Origin of the sequence: Psychrobacter sp. APC 3281, assembly GCF_030407815.1 — a bacterium.
Lineage (GTDB): Bacteria > Pseudomonadota > Gammaproteobacteria > Pseudomonadales > Moraxellaceae > Psychrobacter.
In genome coordinates, this window is record NZ_JASDCS010000007.1 from 200,434 (window position 1) to 224,171 (window position 23,738).

At 42.6% G+C, this 23,738-nt stretch carries 17 protein-coding genes; 15 read left to right on the plus strand and 2 right to left on the minus strand.

Annotated elements, in window-relative coordinates; translation table 11 throughout:
* Positions 1-15: 15 nt before the first annotated feature.
* Positions 16-1,296, minus strand: coding sequence for a citrate synthase (gene gltA, locus QL886_RS07830; protein ID WP_057757851.1), 1,281 nt, complete (start codon positions 1,294-1,296; stop codon positions 16-18).
* Positions 1,297-2,313: 1,017 nt separating this feature from the next.
* Between gltA and sdhC the strand changes: the two genes are divergently transcribed.
* The 13 genes from sdhC (at position 2,314) to QL886_RS07895 (ending at position 20,698) form a co-directional block, all read left to right on the plus strand.
* Complete coding sequence (gene sdhC, locus QL886_RS07835) at positions 2,314-2,700, plus strand: succinate dehydrogenase, cytochrome b556 subunit (RefSeq protein WP_082624524.1); 387 nt, start codon at positions 2,314-2,316, stop codon at positions 2,698-2,700.
* 2 nt (positions 2,701-2,702) lie between these two features.
* The gene (sdhD, locus tag QL886_RS07840; RefSeq protein WP_057762261.1) at positions 2,703-3,107 is read left to right on the plus strand and encodes a succinate dehydrogenase, hydrophobic membrane anchor protein; all 405 of its coding nucleotides are present in this window, start codon (positions 2,703-2,705) and stop codon (positions 3,105-3,107) included.
* Between the two features lie 329 nt (positions 3,108-3,436).
* Positions 3,437-5,287 carry a succinate dehydrogenase flavoprotein subunit gene (gene sdhA / locus QL886_RS07845; RefSeq protein WP_057757857.1) on the plus strand — a complete coding sequence of 617 codons (1,851 nt, stop codon included), beginning with the start codon at positions 3,437-3,439 and terminating at the stop codon, positions 5,285-5,287.
* A gap of 223 nt (positions 5,288-5,510) precedes the next feature.
* Entirely contained in the window at positions 5,511-6,221 is a 711-nt protein-coding gene (locus QL886_RS07850) for a succinate dehydrogenase iron-sulfur subunit (protein ID WP_055123743.1), read from the plus strand.
* 915 nt (positions 6,222-7,136) lie between these two features.
* Positions 7,137-10,013, plus strand: coding sequence for a 2-oxoglutarate dehydrogenase E1 component (locus QL886_RS07855; protein ID WP_102092685.1), 2,877 nt, complete (start codon positions 7,137-7,139; stop codon positions 10,011-10,013).
* A 155-nt stretch (positions 10,014-10,168) separates the two neighbouring features.
* The gene (gene odhB / locus QL886_RS07860; protein ID WP_290178264.1) at positions 10,169-11,416 is read left to right on the plus strand and encodes a 2-oxoglutarate dehydrogenase complex dihydrolipoyllysine-residue succinyltransferase; all 1,248 of its coding nucleotides are present in this window, start codon (positions 10,169-10,171) and stop codon (positions 11,414-11,416) included.
* A 254-nt stretch (positions 11,417-11,670) separates the two neighbouring features.
* Positions 11,671-13,125: a dihydrolipoyl dehydrogenase gene (lpdA, locus tag QL886_RS07865; RefSeq protein WP_290178265.1), complete on the plus strand. Its 1,455-nt coding sequence runs from the start codon at positions 11,671-11,673 to the stop codon at positions 13,123-13,125.
* 158 nt (positions 13,126-13,283) lie between these two features.
* A complete protein-coding gene (gene sucC / locus QL886_RS07870) occupies positions 13,284-14,450 on the plus strand; it encodes an ADP-forming succinate--CoA ligase subunit beta (protein ID WP_057757869.1) in 1,167 nt (388 codons plus the stop codon).
* 150 nt (positions 14,451-14,600) lie between these two features.
* Complete coding sequence (gene sucD / locus QL886_RS07875; protein WP_101204626.1) at positions 14,601-15,476, plus strand: succinate--CoA ligase subunit alpha; 876 nt, start codon at positions 14,601-14,603, stop codon at positions 15,474-15,476.
* A gap of 77 nt (positions 15,477-15,553) precedes the next feature.
* The gene (gene galE / locus QL886_RS07880) at positions 15,554-16,627 is read left to right on the plus strand and encodes a UDP-glucose 4-epimerase GalE (RefSeq protein WP_290178266.1); all 1,074 of its coding nucleotides are present in this window, start codon (positions 15,554-15,556) and stop codon (positions 16,625-16,627) included.
* 80 nt (positions 16,628-16,707) lie between these two features.
* Positions 16,708-17,592, plus strand: a complete 885-nt coding sequence (locus QL886_RS07885; protein ID WP_290178267.1) for a UTP--glucose-1-phosphate uridylyltransferase — start codon at positions 16,708-16,710, stop codon at positions 17,590-17,592.
* A 3-nt stretch (positions 17,593-17,595) separates the two neighbouring features.
* The gene (pgi, locus tag QL886_RS07890; RefSeq protein ID WP_290178268.1) at positions 17,596-19,275 is read left to right on the plus strand and encodes a glucose-6-phosphate isomerase; all 1,680 of its coding nucleotides are present in this window, start codon (positions 17,596-17,598) and stop codon (positions 19,273-19,275) included.
* Positions 19,276-19,312: 37 nt separating this feature from the next.
* Positions 19,313-20,698 (plus strand): UDP-glucose/GDP-mannose dehydrogenase family protein, encoded by a 1,386-nt coding sequence (locus QL886_RS07895; RefSeq protein WP_290178269.1) that lies wholly within the window; start codon positions 19,313-19,315, stop codon positions 20,696-20,698.
* A 101-nt stretch (positions 20,699-20,799) separates the two neighbouring features.
* Here the strand turns inward: QL886_RS07895 and QL886_RS07900 are convergent, their stop codons facing one another.
* Entirely contained in the window at positions 20,800-22,287 is a 1,488-nt protein-coding gene (locus QL886_RS07900; RefSeq protein ID WP_290178270.1) for a phosphomannomutase CpsG, read from the minus strand.
* Between the two features lie 138 nt (positions 22,288-22,425).
* On the opposite strand from QL886_RS07900, the gene mazG reads away from it, so the two are divergent.
* Both mazG and QL886_RS07910 read left to right on the plus strand, forming a co-directional pair.
* A complete protein-coding gene (gene mazG, locus QL886_RS07905) occupies positions 22,426-23,292 on the plus strand; it encodes a nucleoside triphosphate pyrophosphohydrolase (RefSeq protein WP_290178271.1) in 867 nt (288 codons plus the stop codon).
* Entirely contained in the window at positions 23,276-23,650 is a 375-nt protein-coding gene (locus tag QL886_RS07910) for a ComEA family DNA-binding protein (protein WP_290178272.1), read from the plus strand. Before mazG ends, QL886_RS07910 begins: the two co-directional genes overlap by 17 nt.
* The last annotated feature ends 88 nt before the right edge of the window (positions 23,651-23,738 follow it).

Below are 23,738 nucleotides of genomic sequence, written 5' to 3' on the forward strand. Positions count from 1 at the left end.
AACGATTATTTTTGCTTACTTACGATCTTCAACTTTTACAAAATCACGGCGCGTTTCACCAGTGTATAACTGGCGTGGGCGACCGATTTTGAACGGAGCGCTGTGCATTTCTAACCAATGGCTGATCCAACCTGAAGTACGAGCCAATGCAAAGATTACGGTAAACATTGACGTTGGGATACCAATGGCTTTCAAGATGATACCAGAGTAGAAATCAACGTTTGGATATAGGTTACGCTCGATGAAGAACGGGTCTTCTAGCGCAATTTTCTCTAGTGCCATCGCCAATTCAAGCTTAGGATCGTTGATACCTAGTGCTTCTAGTACTTCATCACAAGTCTCTTTCATTACTTGAGCGCGTGGATCGAAGTTTTTGTAAACACGGTGACCAAAGCCCATTAGCTTCACTTCACGGCTCTTCACTTTTTCCATGAATTCAGGCACGTTCTCAACAGTACCGATTTCGTCTAACATCTCAAGAACAGCTTCGTTCGCGCCGCCATGTGATGGTCCCCAAAGGGCTGCGATACCAGCAGCGATACATGCATAAGGGTTTGCACCAGTAGAACCAGCTAAACGTACCGTTGACGTAGAAGCGTTTTGCTCATGGTCAGCATGTAAAGTAAAGATTTTGTCCATTGCGCGAGTGATAACGTCGTTTTTCTCGTAGTCTACGTCAGCAGGCGTTGCAAACATCATGTATAAGAAGTTTTCTGCGTAGTTAAAGTCGTTACGCGGATACATGAACGGTTCGCCTTGTGAGTATTTATAACTCATCGCAGCAAGCGTAGGCATTTTAGCAATCAGACGAATAGCTGTGATTTCGCGATGTTCTTCATTGCTCACGTCTAGGTCTTCATGATAGAACGCTGATAAGGCACCAACAACACCAACCATAATAGCCATTGGATGCGCGTCACGGCGGAAGCCTTCAAAGAACTTACGCAATTGATCATGAACAGGAGTATGCTCGCGGATTTTTTCAAAAAATTCTGCTTTTTGTTCAGCAGTAGGTAGATCACCATGTAGAAGTGCATAAGCAACTTCTAGGTATTCAGCATTGTTCGCTAGCTCGTCGATAGGGTAGCCGCGGTGTAATAACTCGCCTTTGCCACCATCGATATAAGTAATCTTTGATTCAACAGGAGCAGTTACTTTAAAACCAGGGTCATAAGACCAAAATCCTGATTCTTGTAAAGCAGCAATATCGATAACTGGGCGCCCTAAAGTACCTTTAATAATAGGAAGTTCGTATTCTTCACCATTCACGGTTAGTTTGGCATTAGTATCAGCCATAAATTGCTCTCCATTGGTTTGACTTGTTAGAATAAATTACTACAGACGCATACCCTCGCGTCATTGTCGGTTGAACGGTAAAAGTGCATTCAACTCATTTAGTACGCAGGGTATATTAGCAGCAATTCTTGATGATTTGAAAAAACTTTTATGGACCATGTGTCCAATTGGCGCGGTGTGGCGGTAGTTATTCGCTGTAATTTTTGTATCAAAATATGTCTGTCAGGTTATTTTGCTTAAAATCCCTCTGTTTTTGAGCAAGTTTATAGCAGCATTATTGAGCCAATATTTTGGGTTTCTAAATATATTTTAGAGACAAAACTCATAAATAATGACACCAAAAACTGGCAGACTATGCCTAGTAAGCGGATTAAAGTTTGTCATAATAATCATTGTTAAAACCAGTATTATTCTTATCCATTCATTTATTGATTAAATATGTATATATTCTTACTGAATGGATAAATTTGTAATTATTGCTCAGGCATTTTATAATTGTAGGAATTAACTGGCACTAGCTTTGCGCGAATTAATAAATGACCATGTTATAGTGTCGTTCAGAGCGTCTTCTATTCATGCTTATTTACGATTGTCTGGTGTTACGATAGACCAAACCGCATTCTATGGTTTGAACTTTCTTCTTAACCAATCTTTTTGATTTGTTTAGCACAAGATTTCAAGTGCCTAATATAAGGTCTGCTCTGATATAGAAGACATAGTAACGTTGTCTTACTATTCATACGACCTCTAAAATAGACTGGTTAGTCGATGTTACTCATGTTTATTCTCTTTGTTGTATAATAGATAGGTTGTTTGATAGGCCTGTCGATTCGACAAGCGACATTGAACAGTCTATCAATACCTTTATATACATGATCCTTTCTTCATATTTAGCGCAAACTAAACGAAGTCAGCTAGCTCTTCCTTACTTTATTCGTCTCGTGTGTTGCTCAATGCTCAATTGGCACTATTTATGTCAGGCGTTGATAGCAGATACAGGAGTATAACCGCAAAAGGATGCCCGCTGTGAAAAGCAACCGACCTATTGATCTGCCTTTAAGCCAAGTGATTAGCGTTAATCGCTCACCGATCGCGATCGCCTCTATCTTGCATCGTATCTCTGGCATTATTTTATTTTTATTGATTCCTGTCATGTTATGGATACTACAGAACTCATTGGCATCGCCTGAGAGTTTTGCGACCGTATTTGACAACGTACTCGTGCGCTTTTTGGCATGGATATTTGTTGCCGCCATTGCATATCATTTTGTAATGGGTATTAAACATTTATTTGCTGATATGGGTATGAACGAAGAGCTAAAATCTGGCCGCACTGCCTCTATGGTCAGTTTTGTGATTGCAGCGATTTTAGTTGTCGCGTCATTTGTATGGGTGATGTTCTAATGATAAAAAATGATTCAGGAATCAAAAGTGCTACTGGTCTGACAGGTTCAGGCTCACGTGATTGGATTATTCAGCGTATTAGTGCTGTTGTTTTAGCCGTTTATAGTGTGGTATTGCTAGGCTTCTTTTTGACCCATGGCGATGTCACTTTCGTTGAATGGTCATCATTTATGACCAGCCTACCGATGCGTCTATTCAGCTTGGTTGCAGTACTTGCACTAGCTGGTCATGCTTGGGTTGGGATGTGGACAGTATTTACTGACTATATTACAACAGGCAAACTGGGCTCAAGCGCAGCAGGTTTACGTTTAGTACTACAGTCATTGATGATTATCGCTATTTTAGTATTTCTATTTTGGGGCATCATGATTTTTTGGGGTAACGGTTTCGGTATCGCTGCCGTTTAACCATCTCATAAAAAGCTCTGATATCTATATATAACGACGGATGCATCCAACTGATATATTAGTTGGCAAAGTATTTTAGAGTCATCCGTTGATAGCCAAGAATAGTCATAGCATTGGACTAGCATTACTGATCAGCTAATCTGATTATAGTTGAGTAGGCTTATCCAGTATAACGATAGATATGCAAATTAAGTGGTTAACGACTATTAAGACTCTTTATTTTATAAGCGTAGAAATGGCCAAATAGTAAGCCTTTATAGCTGCAATAGAGATGTCTTAAACAGTCTTTGATTTACTTTTACGCATTAACAGGCATTAGGAAAACCGTAATGGCAACTAGACAAGACAATACCATTAGTAATATCAAGACCCTAAACTACGATGCAGTTATCGTTGGTGGCGGCGGCTCAGGTATGCGTGCTTCATTGCATTTAGCGGAAGCAGGCATGAAGGTTGCAGTCCTTACCAAAGTATTCCCAACGCGTTCGCACACGGTTGCCGCTCAGGGTGGTATCGGTGCAAGTTTGGGTAACATGAGCAATGACAACTGGCACTTTCACTTTTATGATACCGTTAAAGGATCAGATTGGTTAGGTGACCAAGACGCTATCGAATATATGTGCCGTGAAGCGCCAAAAGTAGTCTATGAGCTTGAGCACATGGGCATGCCGTTTGACCGTAACGAAGATGGTACGATTTATCAGCGTCCGTTCGGTGGTCATACGTCTAACTATGGCGAAAAAGCAGTACAACGTGCTTGTGCCGCTGCTGACCGTACAGGTCATGCACTATTACATACGCTATATCAGAAAAACCTAGAGCAGGGTACTGAATTCTTTATCGAGTGGATCGCGCTTGATTTGATCAAAGACGAAGCTGGTAACATCAACGGTGTCGTCGCGCTTGAGCAAGAAACGGGTACGATTGCTGTATTCCAATCACCAATTACTGTCCTAGCGACAGGTGGTGCTGGTCGTATCTTCGCAGCTTCTACCAATGCTTATATCAATACTGGTGACGGTATTGGCATGGCAGTACGTGCTGGTATTCCATTACAAGATATGGAGTTCTGGCAGTTCCACCCAACTGGTGTTCATGGTGCAGGTGTACTATTGACTGAAGGTTGCCGCGGTGAAGGTGCTATCTTGCGTAACAAGGATGGTGAAGCGTTCATGGAGCGTTATGCACCAACCGTGAAAGACTTGGCACCGCGTGATTTAGTATCACGCTCTATGGACCAAGAAATCAAAGAAGGCCGTGGTTGTGGTCCTAATGCTGATCATATCGTAATGGATATGACGCATCTAGGTGTTGAAACCATCATGAAGCGTCTACCATCAGTATTTGAGATCGGTAAAAACTTCGCCAACGTTGACATCACTAAAGAGCCAATTCCAGTAATCCCGACCATTCACTACATGATGGGCGGTATTCCGACCACTATTCATGGTCAAGTGATTGTACCGGATCTAGAAGCAGGTACTGATGAAGACGGCCTATATGCTAAAGGCAATGTGGTTAAAGGTCTTTATGCAATCGGCGAATGTGCTTGTGTAAGTGTACATGGTGCTAACCGTCTAGGTACGAACTCTCTACTAGATCTATTGGTATTTGGTCGTGCAGCTGGTAAGCATATCGTTGATGAATTCCATCATGCCGATCATAACTATAAGCCACTTGATCCACGTGTACTTGATTTTACAGTGAAGCGTTTAGACAAGTTGCAACAGTCTACTGAAGGCTACAACGCGCAAGACGTGGCTGATGAGATTCGTGCTACGATGCAAAAACACGCTAGTGTATTCCGTACGCAAGCGATGATGGACGAAGGTGTTGAGAAAATTTTAGCGCTAGGTGAAAAGATCGACAAGATTCATCTTGGCGATAAATCACAAGTGTTCAACACAGCACGTATTGAAGCATTCGAAGTTGCTAACTTGTATGAAGTAGCAAAAGCGACAATGATATCTGCAGCGAAGCGTCATGAAAGCCGCGGCGCGCACAGTGTATCCGATTATGATCGTCCAGAAGATGATGATTACGCACCTAACGGCCGTAATGACCACGATTGGATGAAGCATACTTTATGGTACTCTGAAGGCAATCGCATCATTTATAAGCCAGTACGTAAAGTGCCATTAACCGTTGATTATATCGAACCAAAAGTTCGCGTCTACTAATTCTAGACTGCATACTTTATATATAGTTGATAGATAACAGCAGTGTTAACGTTTTATCCCTTATTAATTTATTAAAAAGGTGACCGCTAGCTACATGCTCATGCCAGCGCTACTACGCTATTAATTAGTATCCGATATTGGTTATCAGTACTGATTAATAGCTAGCGCAAATATGTTGCAATCTTTGTATGCCCGCCATCACCTACGTGTGGAGTTTAGCATTATGAGCCGAGGTACTCGCACCATCGAAATCTATCGCTACGATCCAGATCTGGACGCAGCGCCACGCATGCAAACTTATACGATTGAGCTACTTGATTCAGATCGTATGTTGCTTGACGTACTATTACGCCTAAAGAAAGAAGACGAAACGCTTACTTTCCGTCGCTCTTGCCGTGAAGGTATTTGTGGCTCTGACGGCATGAACATCAATGGTAAGAACGGTTTGGCATGTCTAATCAACATGAACACGCTACCAGAAAAAGTAACGGTTCGTCCGCTACCTGGTTTGCCAGTGGTTCGTGATTTGGTTGTTGATATGAACCAGTTCTATGAGCAGTATGAAAAAGTACATCCATACTTAATCAACGATCAGCCAGCACCGCCAACTGAGCGTTTACAGTCACCTGAACAGCGTGAAAAACTGAACGGTCTATACGAATGTATTCTATGTGCTTGTTGTTCAACCAGCTGCCCATCTTTCTGGTGGAACCCTGATAAGTTCCTAGGTCCATCAGCATTACTGCATGCTTATCGCTTCGTTGCCGATAGCCGTGACGGTGATACTCAAGCACGTTTAGCTCGCTTAGACGATCCGTTTAGCTTGTTCCGTTGCCGCGGTATCATGAACTGTGTATCAGTTTGTCCAAAAGGCTTGAATCCAACCAAAGCGATCGGTCATTTACGTAATATGTTGATTGACCAAGCTGGTTAAGCATAAATAATTGACCTTTATAGTTACCATACGAAAAACACCACCTATTCATTAGGTGGTGTTTTTGTTAGTTAAAAAGCTGATATATAGGTTTACTACTTTTTACAGCTAACTTGTCATTTAAAAAAATATGATGAATTTAGCCTATTGAAAAATAGGTATTAAATGATTTATGAGTAAAACTGTATGGTCAATACGTTGGTCGTATGTAAGAAGAAATAATATATAGACAATCACCCTATATAATCAAATATAGACATAGTCGAATTTTGGTATAATTGTATTTGGTATTTAATGAGATGATCAAAGCGTCTTTTTGGCGCTTAATATGTGTCGTTTGAACACATTATGACATTATCGGGCTAAAATACTATGCGCACAATGATTATGCGTTTATAATTGATGATAGATATTCATTACATAAATACCTAGTATTGAACAAACAAACTATGTCGCAAAAAATGGGCATGATAATCTATACAGCAATGTATGTCTGTCTGAAAAGGCAGGGTTTATCAGCAAATTTAGGGTAATTCTGCATCAATAACCAGTTTATAGGCTAGCTGAAAATATAATTATCTATTAATAGCTTATCATTAATGGATTGGTTATGACTCAAAGAAGTATATATAAATTAATGTTGTGAAACGAGCTAGATAAGAAAACTGAGCGTTCACAAATAGTTTTATTTTTAGACGGGTATTGCAATAAGACTTGTTACCACTATTTAGCATCACTTGCTCTTGTAGACAATGACAGCAATATTCTATGGTGATGGCAATACTTAGGGATAAAAGTGTTTTATCGAATAGTATTTAACAGGATATGACACATTGTCTAACTACCTGAGCATACAACGACTGACACAATAATAAGCACGATTCCATTCATTTATCTATCAAATAGACGATTATTATGAATAGTATAACCAAAGAAAAATCTGGCCAAGTACATACTGAACTGGCTGCCGATAACGCCAACTATATAGAAGCTCTCTACGAGCAATACCTAACAGACCCTGATAGCGTTGATACTGACTGGCAAACGTACTTTGAACAGTATAAGTCGCAGAACGATGCTCAGCATAACGCTATCAAAGATCAGTTCTTACTACTTGCTCGTAATCAAACGGCAAATAAGAGTAGCAGTACTGATACCGACTCTAGCAGCTCTGCCAACTGTGATCCTAAGCAGATGGGCGTACAGCAATTAATCTCAGCATATCGTCGTCGCGGTCATCGCCGTGCCAAGCTTGATCCTTTAGATCTGCATCCACGTGCAGAAGTAGAAGATTTGACGCTTGCTTATCATAATTTGTCAGAAGCTGATCTCGATACCGTATTCCCGACCAATGATTTAGTTATTGGTAAAGATGAAGCGACATTGCGCGAAATCATCGAAATTATGGAACGTGTTTACTGTGGCCATATCGGTGTCGAGTATATGCACGTTACCACCAGTACAGAAAAACGCTGGATGGAAGAATACCTAGAGACTAATCTAGGTTATATCAAATTCGACAAAGAAAAACGTTTATCTATTCTTGAGCGCTTAACGGCTGCTGAAGGTCTAGAAAAATACCTTGCTCGTAAATATACAGGTGTTAAGCGTTTTGGTTTGGAAGGTGGTGAGAGCTTTATTCCTGCGATCAATGAAATCATTCAACGTGCTGGTGGTTATGGCACCAAAGAAATGGTCATTGGTATGGCTCACCGTGGCCGCTTAAACCTACTAGTCAACATCTTAGGTAAAAACCCTGCAGACTTATTTGATGAGTTTGATGGTAAAGTACAGCCAGAAAAAGGCTCAGGTGACGTTAAATACCACAATGGTTTCTCATCTAATGTGATGACACCAGGTGGCGAAGCGCATTTGGCTTTAGCATTTAACCCATCGCATCTTGAAATTGTCGCGCCAGTACTACAAGGCTCAGTACGTGCTCGTCAAGTACGCCGTAACGATCAGCCACTACTAGACAATACTGGTGGTAATTCAGTATTACCTATCGTGATTCATGGTGATGCTGCTTTTGCGGGTCAAGGTGTGGTTCAAGAAACTTTCCAAATGTCACAGACCCGTGCTTATACCACTGGCGGTACTGTGCATATCGTGATTAATAACCAAGTTGGCTTTACTACTAGTCGTCAAGAAGATGTTCGTTCAACTGAATATTGTACTGATGTCGCTAAAATGGTTCATGCTCCTATCTTACATGTGAACGGTGATGATCCTGAAGCAGTCGTATTTGCTGCTCAGTTAGCATTAGATTATCGTCATAAGTTTGACAAAGACATCATCATTGATTTGTTCTGCTATCGCCGTAATGGCCATAATGAGGCAGATGAGCCATCTGCAACTCAGCCATTGATGTATGCTGTTATTAAGAAGCTTCCGACTACTCGTACTCTGTATGCGCAAAAACTTATTGCAGAAGGTATCTTGAATGCCGAAGAAGAGAAACAGTACGAAGATGATTATCGTGAGTCGTTAGACCGTGGTGATTATGTTGTTAGCTCATTGGTTCAAGAGCCTAACGAGCAGTTATTTGTAGATTGGAAACCTTATCTAGGTCATGACTTGGTTGATGACTGGGATACCAGCGTTGATATCGAAAAGCTTAAAGGTTATGGACGCCGTATGGCCGAAATGCCAGAAGGCTATAAGCTACAACGTCAGGTTCAAAAAGTTGTTGAGCAGCGTTTAGCGATGCAAACGGGCGAAGAGCCTCTTAACTGGGGTGCAGCTGAGACATTGGCTTATGCATCATTGGTTGATAATGACGGCGTACTAGTACGTATTACTGGTGAAGATGTTGGCCGTGGTACTTTCTCACATCGCCACAGTGAAATATACAATGTTAATGATGGTAGCATGTATGTACCGTTGTCTCATCTGAGCGAAAATCAAGCACGCTTTGCTACTTACAACTCATTGTTGTCAGAAGAAGCGGTACTAGCCTTTGAATATGGTTATGCGACCACCGTACCGAACGCATTGATCGTTTGGGAAGCACAGTTTGGTGATTTCGTTAACGGTGCTCAGGTTGTGATTGACCAGTTCATCTCAAGCGGCGAGACCAAATGGCAGCGTGTTTGTGGTTTGACGATGTTGCTACCACATGGTTTCGAAGGTCAAGGCCCTGAGCATTCATCTGCACGTCTAGAGCGTTTCTTACAGCTATGTGCTGAAGACAACATGCAGGTCATTACCCCAACGACTCCTGCGCAAATTTATCATGCATTACGTCGTCAGGCAGTACGTCCTATCCGTAAGCCGTTGATCGTTATGTCACCAAAGAGCTTATTACGTCATAAGCTAGCGACTTCTAATCTAGAAGAGCTTGCTAATGGTAAGTTTGAGACGGTATTGCCAGAGATGGACGATCACAACGCAGATAAAGTGACTCGTATGGTTCTGTGTGGTGGTAAGGTTTATTATGATTTGTTAGAGCAGCGCCGTGCATTAGGTCTTGATCATGTGGCTATCGTTCGTATTGAGCAATTGTATCCATTGCCAGAGACTCGCTTAATCGCTGAAATCGAAAAATACAGCAACCTAACTGAAATCGTATGGACGCAAGAAGAGCCATTGAACCAAGGCGCTTGGTACTATTTAGCACCGCACATGTTCCGTATTGTCGTACCGCATCCAACTAAAGCAAAAGTCATGGAGCCAGTAGCGCGTCCTCCTAGTGCAGCCCCTGCAACAGGATCACCGAAACTGCATGCTCAACAACAGCAAGCACTTATTGCTGGTGGCCTTGGCATAAGTGTTGATGAATTAGCTCAGTAACACCTTGTCTAATCAAAAGATTATAGAAGATAAATGAATCAGGCGATGACAGTCAGTGTTTTTTAATAAAATATAAGCAAAGTTATTAGAAGATTACTGACTGCCTATCACGACTTAATAATAAGTATGAATATCCAAATCTAAGGAGTATATCGATGGCTGACATCAAAGCCCCCGTTTTTCCAGAATCGGTTGCCGATGGCACAATCGTTGAGTGGCACGTCACTGAAGGTCAACAAGTTAATCGTGATGACCTATTGGCTGAAATTGAAACTGATAAAGTTGTATTAGAAGTTGTGGCACCTGATGATGGTGTATTGACCAAAATCGTAAAGCAAGTTGACGATACTGTATTGTCTGATGAGCTTATCGCTCAGTTTGAAGCCGGTGCAAGTGCTGGTGCTAGCGCAGAAGAAGCGCCAGCAGTAAATCCAGATCAACCAGCTGCGCCAGTTCAAGCAAAGCAAGCTGCTGGTGGTGGCGAGCCTGTTCAAGCAACAGATAAGAAAGGCGAAGCTGATCATAAAGATCAAAGCCCAGCAGTTCGTAAAGCAGCAAAAGAGTCAGGCGTAGATCCTAAAGAAGTTGAAGGTAGTGGCCGCGGTGGTCGTGTAACCAAAACTGATATGGCTAACCCAACATTGAAATCAGACAGCAGCATCAAGTCTGATAGCGGCCGTCCTGTTGCTGAATCAATGGGTGAGCGTACTGAAAAACGTGTTCCAATGACTCGTCTTCGTAAGCGTGTTGCTGAGCGTCTATTATCAGCATCACAAGATACTGCGATGTTGACGACGTTTAACGAAGTGAACATGAAGCCATTGATGGACATGCGCGCTAAGTACAAAGAGAAGTTTGAAAAACGTCATGGCGTACGTTTAGGCTTTATGTCGTTATTCGTAAAAGCAGCGACAGAAGCGCTAAAACGCTTCCCAGCAGTAAACGCTTCACTAGATGGCGATGACATTGTTTATCATGGTTTCTATGATATCGGTGTAGCAGTATCTTCAGATCGCGGTTTGGTTGTGCCAGTACTACGTGATACTGATCGCATGAGCATGGCTGACGTTGAAAGCACAATCCGTGAGTTTGGCGGTAAAGCACAACAAGGTAAGCTTGGTCTAGAAGACATGACTGGCGGTACGTTCACTATCTCTAACGGTGGTGTATTTGGTTCATTGATGTCAACACCTATCTTGAACCCACCACAAACTGCTATCCTAGGTATGCATGCGATCAACGACCGCCCAATGGCTGTCGACGGCAAAGTTGAAATCTTACCAATGATGTACTTAGCATTATCTTATGACCATCGTATGATCGATGGTAAAGAAGCAGTACAGTTCTTGGTAACTATCAAAGAGTTGGTCGAAGACCCTGCAATGCTACTACTAGACCTGTAAGCTTTTAAGCTTGTATTGGCAACCGCTGATACAAGCTTTTTAACTTTGGTATAGATAATGATTTTTATTAATCAGTGATCACTTGATGCGCTGATAACTGTATTTAAATGAATTTAATAATGGTGACTTGCTATTGATAAGTGAGTCTATCTCATTGATATAGTGTATTAACTATCCAGTGTAGATAACGCTGATCTATCAGCGAGATAACAACCAGTTTAAATGACACATACAATTAAAAATAGGAACGTACTATGAAAGACAATTATGATTTAGTCGTCATCGGCGGCGGTCCTGGTGGTTACGAAGCAGCTATTCGTGCAGGCCAGCTCGGTATGAGTGTTGCTTGTATCGAAAAGCGCGTTTACAAAGGCGAGCCAGCACTTGGCGGTACTTGCTTAAACGTTGGTTGTATCCCATCAAAAGCCCTACTTGACAGCTCACATCGTTACGAAGCTACTAAGCATGACCTTGACGAGCACGGTATCAGTACTGGTGACGTTGCTATCAATATCGAAAAAATGATAGAGCGTAAAGAAGGTATTGTTAAGCAGTTGACTGGTGGTGTTGCCGCGTTGCTAAAAGGCAATGGTGTTGACTGGTTACAAGGCTGGGGTACATTGGTCGACGGCACGGGCACTGACAAAAAAGTCAAATTTACTGCTCTAGAAGACGAAAGCGAAACAACGATCACTGCTAAGAATGTGATTCTTGCGGCAGGTTCTGTGCCTATCGAGATTCCTGTTGCCAAAACTGACGGCGACCGTATTGTTGATTCAACTGGCGCACTTGATTTCACCTCAGTACCTAAGCGTTTAGGCGTTATTGGTGCTGGTGTTATCGGTCTTGAGCTTGGTTCAGTATGGCGTCGTCTAGGTGCAGAAGTAGTCGTATATGAAGCACTTCCTAGTTTCTTAGCTGCTGCTGACAAAGACATCTCAAAAGAAGCTGGCAAAATGCTGAAGAAGCAAGGTCTTGATATCCGTGTCGATACCAAAGTAACCAATGCTGAAGTTCAAGGTGACCAAGTTGTCGTCACTAGCGAAAGCAAAGGCGAATCGAGCGAGGAGAGCTTCGACAAGCTAATCGTCTGTGTTGGTCGTCGTGCTTATTCTGAAAAGCTGCTTGGCGATGACAGCGGTATCACGTTGACTGAACGTGGCCTTATCGATGTTAATGACCAATGCAAAACCAATCTTGATGGCGTTTATGCTATCGGTGATTTGGTCCGTGGTCCTATGCTTGCGCATAAAGCTATGGAAGAGGGCATGATGGCTGTTGAGCGTATTCATGGTGAAAAACCTCAAGTTAACTATGACACTATCATCAATGTCATTTATACTCACCCAGAAATCGCATGGGTAGGTTTGACTGAGCAAGAAGCTGAAGAAGCTGGCTATGAAGTTAAAACAGGTTCTTTCAACTTAGCTGCTAACGGTCGTGCATTAGCGCAAAGTGAAGCGCAAGGTTCTGTGAAAGTAGTTGCTGATGCAAAAACAGATCGTTTATTAGGTATGCATGCTATCGCTGCTGGTGCTGGTGATATCGTCCATCAAGGTATGATCGCGATGGAGTTTGTGTCTAGCATCGAAGACTTACAGTTGATGACATTTGCTCATCCAACTATTTCAGAAGCAGTGCATGAAGCTGCTCTATCTGCAGATGGCCGTGCTATCCACGCTATCCAGCGCAAAAAACGTAAGAAATAAGTAGTTGCTCGTTTAGTTATTATCGATTTACAACCTGATTGGGGTATCGCTATTTTGGTGATGCCACAATCATGAGTGCGTCAGACGTATGATTAATATGTGTATGTGCGCACTTGATTTCACTTTTTATTAATTGTAAAAAATAAAGGATACAATCAATGAATTTACATGAGTATCAAGCAAAAGAGCTATTAAAAAGCTACGGTTTGCCAATTCAAGAAGGCATCATCGCTCATAACGGCGAAGAAGCTGCTGCAGCTTTTGATAAAACCCCAACTGACATTGCGGTAATTAAAGCGCAAGTACATGCTGGTGGTCGCGGTAAAGCGGGTGGTGTAAAACTGGTTAAAACTCGTGAAGAAGCTAAGCAAGTTGCTGAAGAGCTGATCGGTACTAACCTAGTAACGTTCCAAACTGATGCTGATGGTCAGCCAGTAAACTTCGTATTGGTTGCAGAAGATATGTATCCAGTACAAACTGAGCTATATCTTGGCGCAGTCGTTGACCGTGCAACTCGTCGTGTAACTTTCATGGCATCTACCGAAGGTGGTGTAGATATCGAAGAAGTAGCACACAGCACTCCAGAAAAAATCTTCAAAGTAAATGTTGATCCTTTAGTTGGCTTGATGCCTTTCCAAGCGCGCGACGTTGCGTTCAAACTTGGTCTAGAAGGCAAGCAAATCAATCAATTCGTTAAATTGATGACTGGCGCTTATAAAGCATTCGTTGAAAACGACTTTGCTCTAATGGAAATCAACCCATTAGCTGTTCGTGAAAATGGCGAAATCGTTTGTGTTGATGGCAAAATCGGTATCGACTCAAACGCACTATATCGTCTGCCAAAAATCGCAGCACTACAAGACAAGACTCAAGAAAATGAGCGTGAGCTTAAAGCCGCTGAATTTGACCTAAACTATGTTGCTCTAGAAGGCAACATCGGTTGTATGGTTAACGGTGCTGGTCTTGCAATGGCGACCATGGACATCATCAAATTGTATGGCGGCAAGCCTGCTAACTTCTTGGACGTTGGCGGCGGCGCAACTAAAGATCGCGTTGTTGAAGCGTTCAAAATCATCTTAGAAGACAGCAGTGTTGAAGGCGTTCTAATTAACATCTTCGGCGGTATCGTACGTTGTGACATGATTGCAGAAGCTATTATCGCTGCTATCAAAGAAGTTGACGTACAAGTACCAGTTGTTGTTCGTTTAGAAGGTAACAACGCTGAGCTAGGCGCACAAATTCTAGAAGAGTCTGGTCTGAAATTGATTTCAGCTCAAGGTTTATCTGACGCGGCTCAAAAAATTGTCGATGCTGTTAAAGCGTAAGTCTTTAAATATAAGTGTTTAGAGATAGACGCTTAAGCATAGTAGTCAAATCGTAGTAGTGGTTTTTATAATAAAAATTGGTTATCAAAATCCGATAACAATAGCTTTAAAGACCACTATTACAAGACAACCGAATACAAGGAAAATATAATGAGTGTATTAATCGATAAAGATACCAAAGTATTGGTACAAGGTTTTACTGGTAAAAATGGTACGTTCCATTCTGAACAAGCCATCGAATATGGTACAAAAGTAGTTGGTGGTGTGACTCCAGGTAAAGGTGGTCAAACGCACCTAGGCCTACCAGTATTTAACACCATGGCGGAAGCAATGGAAGCGACTCAAGCTGACGCTTCTGTTATCTACGTACCAGCACCATTTGTACTAGACTCTATCGTTGAAGCAATCGATGCTGGCGTTAAGTTGATCGTTGTGATCACTGAAGGCGTACCGACTATCGATATGCTAAAAGCAAAACGCTATCTTGAAGAAGCTGGCGACGTACGTTTGGTTGGTCCTAACTGCCCAGGCGTTATCACTCCAGGTCAATGCAAAATCGGCATCATGCCGGGCCATATCCATCAGCCAGGTAAAGTGGGTATCATCTCACGCTCTGGTACGTTGACTTACGAAGCTGTAGCTCAAACTACTAAGCTTGGTTTTGGTCAGTCAACTTGTATCGGTATCGGTGGTGATCCTATCCCTGGTATGAACCAGATTGACGCATTGAAGCTATTTGAAGCTGATCCTCAAACTGAAGCTATCATCCTAATCGGTGAGATCGGTGGTACTGCTGAAGAAGAAGCTGCTGCTTATATCAAAGACCATGTGACTAAGCCAGTTGTTGGCTATATCGCTGGTGTTACTGCTCCAGAAGGTAAGCGTATGGGCCATGCTGGCGCTATCATCTCTGGCGGTCAAGGTACTGCTGAAGAGAAGTTTAAAGCGTTTGAGGATGCTGGTATCGCGTACACACGTGACCCGTCTAAACTTGGCGATAAGCTAAAAGAAGTTACTGGTTGGTAAAATAGGCAAAAGCCCGCTAACTACCAAAACTCTATTGAATTACTGATAAGACACCCCTACAATGGGGTGTCTTTTTTATGCCTGAAAATTTTATGAAGAATAAAATACTAGTCACGGGTGGTGCAGGCTATATTGGTACGCATACCTGTATAGCATTGCATGACGCAGGCTATGATATTGTTGTATACGATAACTTGTCTAACAGTAGTCGAGAAGCGATTAGTCGTGTCTCTATACTGATCGATCAGCCGATTGAGTTTATTGAAGGGGATATCCGTGATACTGAGAAACTCAAACAAGTCTTTGCCGAACATGACTTTTTCGGTGTTATTCATTTCGCTGGACTAAAAGCAGTTGGGGAGTCAGTAGCAAAGCCATTACTGTATTACAATAACAATGTCAGCGGTACCATTACCTTATTAGAAGTTATGGCAGAATATAACGTGAAGAATTTAGTTTTTTCATCATCTGCCACTGTATATGGTGATCCTGAATACTTACCCATCGATGAGAGCTTTAAGCGCTCTTGTACCAACCCTTATGGTCAGAGCAAGCTGACAGTTGAACATATCTTGGAAGATTTAGCTGTGTCTGATGGCAGTTGGAACCTGATTGCTCTCAGATATTTTAATCCAGTAGGCGCGCATACATCAGGACAGATTGGCGAAGACCCTAATGACATTCCTAACAATTTGATGCCTTATATTTCTCAAGTGGCCGTCGGCAAACTTGATAAGCTCAGTATCTTTGGTAATGACTATCCTACTGTCGATGGAACAGGTGTCCGTGACTTTATTCATGTTACTGATTTGGCTCAAGGTCATGTGGCTGCACTAAATTATCTAGATAAAAAAATCAGTCTAAATGAAGATAGCACGATGCAAAACTCAGTAGGTTTTTTACCTATTAACTTAGGTACTGGCAAAGGTACGTCTGTATTAGAATTGGTATCTGCATTTTCTGACGTATCTGGCCAGACTATTCCTTATCAGTTTATAGATCGTCGAGCAGGTGATATCGCGAGTTGTTATGCCCGTGCCGATAAAGCGAAAACGTTGTTAGGGTGGCAAGCTGAATTATCGATTGCTGATATGTGTCAAGATACATGGCGTTGGCAGAGTATGAACCCGAATGGCTACGATGTCTCTTAAATCGTATGGCGTTACAACTGCCTAATAATGCGTTATGATTGACTCATTTTCACCCACCTTCTTAATATAGCTAACATACTATGAAAAAAATAACTCACGCCGTTATTCCTGTCGCAGGCTTTGGTACTCGTATGTTGCCATTGTCGAAATCTGTACCAAAAGAGTTGTTACCGCTTGGCAATCGTCCTGCCATCCATTACGTGGTCGAAGAGGCCATCGCTGCGGGTATCAAGCATATTGTCTTGGTCAGTCATGCGCAAAAGAGCGCGATTGAAAATTATTTTGATATCAATGCGGAATTGGACAATCAATTACGTCATAAAGGTAAAGATGAGCTAGCTGATAACTTAAATTGGTTGCCAGCGGATGTGACGGTATCGATGATACGCCAAGGTAAGGCGTTAGGTTTGGGACATGCAGTACTGACAGCGCGACCAGTCATTGGTGAGCATGACTTTGCCGTATTGTTGCCTGATGTCGTGCTTGATCCATTTACCACTGATATGTCAGCTGATAATTTGGCCTTTATGCTAGATGCCTTTGCTACAGATGGTCACTCACAGATATTGGTCGATCAAGTAGCGGATGAAGACGTACATAAGTATGGTATCGCTCAACTAGATGAAAAGCTCAGTGTTACTAATGACATTGGTGAAGAAATAAATACTAATACTAGCTTTAAAGTGGCTGGTTTTGTAGAAAAGCCCAATTTAGATGATGCTCCTTCAAATCTGGCTGTGGTAGGACGCTATGTATTTAGTAACCATATCTTTGATTACTTAGCCAATACTAAAGCATCTGTCGGTGGTGAGATTCAGCTGACAGATGCGATTGATGCGCTCATTAGTGAATATGGTGTCCATGTCACAACTATGCGCGGCAATAGCTACGATGCAGGCGATATGCGCTCGTATATGCAGGCGTTCATCTACTTTGCCGAACAGCAATTAGCAGATGGTGAATAGCTGATGAAAGAAATAAAGGGCGACAAGGCATATAGTAGTGCTCGACATTCTAAATACTGGCAGCAACTACAAACGCTTGCAAAGCATCCATGGTCGCTTGCACAGCTATTCTCGCAAGATGATAAGCGTGCCAAGCATTTTAGCGTGCAGGCTGGTGCGCTGTATATGGATTTTAGTAAGCAACGTATTGATCAGACAGTATTGTCTAATTTGCTAAGTTTGGCCGATAGTTGTGAGCTGGATGCTCGTATTGATTCATTACTGCAAGGGGTGATGGTAAATACCAGCGAGCAGCGTGCTGCGTTGCATACGGCGCTACGTTTGCCAGAGACAGCGATATTACAAGTCGATGGACAAAATATCGTCGCTGATGTACATCATAGTTTGGCACAAGTAGCACGCCTATCTGAGCGAGTTCGTAGTGGTACATGGCGTGGTTTTTCAGGTAAGGCTATCACAGATGTTGTCAATATCGGGGTTGGTGGTTCTGATCTTGGCCCACTCATGGCGACTACAGCGCTCGACGAATGGGCAGATACCAGTATTGAAGTGCATTTTGTCTCCAATATGGACGGTACGCAGCTTGATAATCTACTCAAGCATTTAAATCCTGAGACCACGCTATTTATTATCTCTTCCAAATCCTTTGGTACGGTTGATACTTTATCAAATGCTAAGACAGCATTATCTTGGCTACTTGCAACAGCAAAGCTCCGTGCAGGTACAGAGGATAGTGTATTACGTCGACACTTTATCGGCATCTCAGCCAATAGTGAAAAAATGAGTGCTTGGGGAATTCATCCTGAGCATCAGTTGCAGCTTTGGGAATGGGTCGGCGGTCGCTTTTCTCTATGGTCGGCGATTGGCCTTGCCATTGCTATTCGTATCGGTATGAATGGCTTTAAGGCTTTATTAAGCGGTGCTCATAGTATGGATGAGCATTTTGCACAAGCTGACTTTGCCGATAATTTACCCGTACTGCTAGGCTTGCTAGCTGTTTGGAACAGTACTTTTCTACAAGTAAATGCGCATACCGTATTGCCTTATGATGGTCGATTGGGATATTTACCGAGTTATCTTACCCAGCTAGAAATGGAGAGTAATGGTAAGTCCGTTACTCGAAATGGGGATCATATTGACTATGATACGTGTCCAATTCTATGGGGTGAAATTGGCTCAAATGCACAGCATGCATTCTATCAGCTGCTACATCAAGGTACACAGCAGGTTTCCTGTGACTTTATCGCTTGCGTACGTCGCTATAGTGATGAAGCACAAAACTCTTCATTGCAACAACAGCACGAATTGTCTTTAGCAAATTGTTTGGCGCAAAGTCGAGTATTGGCATTTGGCAATGCTGCTGTGACAGATCTGGTCGATCCACAGACAGTTTCCGAAGCAGACAAATATAAGTACTACCGTGGGAATCAACCGTCAACCACATTACTGATTGATGAGCTGACACCGCATAGCTTAGGCGCATTGATAGCGCTCTACGAGCATAAGGTCTATGTCATGGCCAGTATCTGGGATATCAATCCGTTTGATCAATGGGGCGTCGAGATGGGCAAGCAAATGGCAGACTCCGTACACCATGCCATGCAGCATATCCAGCAAGATTCTCAAGGTCTATTCGATACGTCTACTGACCAATTACTACAGCGTATCAAACAGCTGTCTTAGCGATAGTGGTGTGTCAATAATATAGGAAAGCACGCTCATGGAGACGGCTTTAGATGGTAGCCATATGAATAAATATAACAACAAATCTGAACCAAACCAATTAACTGATTCTACAGTTTGTGTACTTATTGGTCACAGCATAGAGGCAATTACCAGCGCAGTGGTGCTGGCAAGTCTCGGTCAGTGTGTGCATCTTTACGCAGACAAAGCGCTACTGACGCAGCAGATACAACAGTATGGTTTTGAGCATCATCTGCAAGCGCTGTGGCAAATGTATGAGCAGCAGCAGGTCATTATCAGTAAGGAATTACCAGCTAGTGCTGACATGCTAATAAGAGGCTATGAAGCAGCAGGTCATAATGAAACTGATGTTCAAAGTACGGTGACGCTTTACTGGTTGTTTTTAGACAGTATTAAGCCTGTATGGACAGAAGAGAGTTGGATTACTGCTTTTAATCGAAGCCATCAGCAGGCGTTACCTGTAATTATGAGTGGCATTGAGCAATTAGGCCATGTAGCTGGTTTGGCTCAGCGTTTACAGCGTGCTTGGGTCTATTATGTGCCATTTGTATTCTTACAAGACGGCGATGCTTATAGCTCGATGTTGAATCCTTCATTATGGCTACTGGGCGAAAAGACAGCAAGTAGCAGCCAGCAATTAGATGTGTTGAAGCCTTTGATGCAGCATGCATGCGCTACTCATCATGCTGATATCGCAACGATAGAGTTTGCTCGCAGTAGTATCATGGCAATGCTAGCGACTAGAGTGAGCTTTATGAATGAGATGTCACGTTTGGCTGATAGTCAAAATGTCGATATCAGTCAAGTCAGTCGCATTATGGGATTGGATGAGCGGGTAGGCAGCAGTTATTTAAAAGCAGGGTGGGGATTCGGTGGTAATACTTTGCCCACTGAGCTGGCTAAATTGCAACAATCAAGCCTTACACACAGTTTGGATATGCCTTTATTACAATCTATTTTGCATATTAATGAAGATCAAAAAGAGCTGATATTCCGTAAATTTTGGCAATATTTTGATGGTTTTATCGATAATAAAACAGTCATGATTTGGGGCGGTAGTTATAAATCAGGCTCAGGACGTACTGCTGGCTCAGCTATCCATCCGTTATTAGCATTACTGTGGTCTTATAATATTCGCACACTGGTTTATAGTGACAAGGCACAGCACGAGCTTGCCGAGCTTTATCAGCAACAACCATTGCTTGAGCTGATTACTAGTCCCTATCAACAGCTTTGCGATACCCATGCTATTTTTATTGTTAGTTGGTCACCACGAGATCAATTGGATATTGGCAAAATCAATCAACAAGCCATGCCAGTATTTGATGCGCAAAATGCACTGACACGCTCGCAAATTAATAGCTTAGTAGGTGACTATATGGGTATTGGTCGAACTAAATAGTTTGATTTAAGGTTTTCTGTGTATAGAAAAAAGGCTCGCTAATCCTCATTAGCGAGCCTTTTTCGACTGACAATTAGAATTATTTTACTGGGGTAATCACTTTATGCTGGTACGGCACCTTGAGTTGCTAGACACTGCTCTATCTCTTGGGTTTTAGCAGCTAGTAACGGTTGGTCGCCGCGACTTTCGATATTCAATCTGATAAGTGGCTCGGTATTCGAGGCTCGCAAATTAAAGCGCCAGTCACCGAAATTCAGACTTAAACCATCAAGTGTTGATTTAATTGGTTGCTCGTTGCTGAATTTAGCTTCAATTGCGCTAATAATCGTTGGTGCATCATGAGTTGTGAGACGAAAGTTTAATTCGCCTGAGCTAGGATAGGCGGAAATATAGCCTGTGACCAATTCGGATAGTGTTTTACCGGTGATAGACAACAGCTCAATGGTCAATAACCATGGAATCATGCCACTATCGCAATAGAAGAAGTCGCGGAAATAGTGATGGGCAGACATTTCACCGCCATATACAGCACCTGAGTTCCGCATGATTTGCTTGATAAATGAGTGCCCAGATTTACTAATGACAGCCTTACCGTTGTGTTCCTCTATTACTGCTTCGGTATTGTAAATTACTCGTGGATCATAGACGATTGACTCGCTTGGGTATTTATTTAAAAAGGCTTGAGCAAGCATACCGACGATGTAGCTACCATCGATAAATTCGCCACGTTCATCGAATAGGAAGCAGCGATCGAAGTCACCGTCAAAAGCGATGCCAAGATCCGCGTTGTTTTCTAAAACGGCTTGCTGGGTAGCCACTCTATTGGCTTCAATCATTGGGTTGGGGATGCCGTTAGGAAAGCTACCATCTGGTGTATGATGCAATTTAATGACTTTAATCGGTGCATCTGCTTGTGCTAATTTATCAACTAATAAATCGACCACAGGACCTGCACTACCATTGCCTGAATTAACGACCAGTTTGAGAGGTTTTAGTTTATCAGTATCGATAAAAGTCACGACATGATCGATGTACGCGCTTTTATCCGTCAATAACTGCAATTTGCCCGTTTGGTTGTCCGTAGTGAATTGCCCAGATTCTGCCAGTGCTTGAATCTCTGCCAAACCATCATCAGCGCTGATTGGTTTTGAATGTTCTTTAACCAGTTTTAGGCCATTATAATTGATAGGGTTATGACTGGCAGTCACTTCGATACCACCTAACGCCTGATAGTGACTGGTAGCAAAATATACTTCTTCAGTACCACTCATGCCCAAATCAATCACATCAACGCCTGCATCAGCGATGCCTTTGATAGCGGCTTGTTTCAATTGCTCACTAGAGTGGCGAATATCACTACCGATAACGATAGCTAGTTTTAGAGTTGCTACATCATCGGCTTGGGTTTGAGCTGCTGCCTGATAACGCTGATATAAAATCTGTGCGAACGCGCGCCCGATACGGTAGGAAATCTCTTCATCGAGATTGACCCCAAGCTCACCCCGAATGTCATAGGCTTTGAATGAGCTGATAGTAATAGGGTCGAATGTCGCAGCTGGTTGATAGTTGGTGGTCGCAGAAGTGGGCATAATGATAAAATTCCTCTCGCATGAGCAGTGGTAAAATGAAGTCGTCAGTAGCACAATTATAAGCCAAGCTGTGTTCAATGATACACTAACTATTAGACGAATCAGCAAACAACACATAAAACGATAAGAGCCATCCTTATGAGTATTTCAGACAATAAAATTACCGTGCCCAAGCCCGTGCAAGGAACTCCAGACGCTACTGGCCAGCTTGATGATTTGTTAGCGTTGATGGCACGACTAAGGGCAGACTGTCCGTGGGACAAAAAGCAAACCAACCATAGCCTTATTCCGTATGCCATTGAAGAGGCTTACGAGCTAGGCGAAGCGGTACAAAGCGAAGATGATGAAGACATCAAAGGTGAGCTTGGCGATGTGCTGCTGCAAGTGGTGTTTCATTGTCAGATGTATGCGGAGCAAGGGCGCTTTGATATGAGCGATGTTATTACGACCTTACAAGAGAAGCTGGTTCGCCGTCATCCACATGTGTTTGAAGCCGAAACGCTCAAAGACGATGCGGCAGTAAAAGTACGCTGGGACGAAATCAAGCTTGAGGAGCAGCAGGCAAGCGAAGCACGTGGTAAATCAAAGCGTCGCTTAGATCAAGTCAAAGCGGGTAGCGCATTGATGCAGGCGCAAGATGTACAAAAGCAAGCGTCAAAGTTAGGTTTTGATTGGGAAGGTATTGCAGGTGCCGTAGATAAGTTAGACGAAGAGATTGCTGAGCTAAAACATGAGCTGACAGATAAGTCTACAGCTGAGGTAAAAGCTAACATCAGAGAGGTCGAAAAAGAATTAGGCGACTGTATGTTTGCACTCGTAAATGTTGCACGTAAACTAAACCTTGATGCAGAAGTGGCTACCTTAACCTGCGTGCACAAGTTTAAATCTCGCTTTGGTTATATTGAAACGCAATTGGCTGCTACTGGCAAGCGTATTGAAGACAGCGATATAACAGAAATGGATGCACTGTGGGAAGCAGCGAAACAACATGAACGCTCATCGTAAATTTTCATTTGCCAGCTTACTGACGACCACCGCTTTTAGTCTCCTATTGTCTGTGGTCGCACTCAGTAATGCGAATGCAGATCCTTGTTTTGACGACCCTCAGCGTGCCTATGAGTATTTAATCGCAAGAGAAAAAGCTATCACACAAGCGCGTGAGCAAAAAGTCATCAATATCAATCGAGCTAATGAAGGCGAGTTGGTTTCGTTAGACGGTATCGGCAGTAGTAAAGCGCAGGCGATAATTTTATATCGTGATATGTTTGGCGATTTTAAGACAGTGGGCGAGTTAGCAAAGGTGAAAGGTATCGGTGCAAAAACTGTCGAGAAAAACCAAAGACGTTTAAGCGTGCGCGATTAATGACGGTGTTTTGCATTAATTAACCCCAATATTGACAAAATAGCATGTAAGTAAATGTCATAACACCCCCAGTAGGTCCAAAATTTGT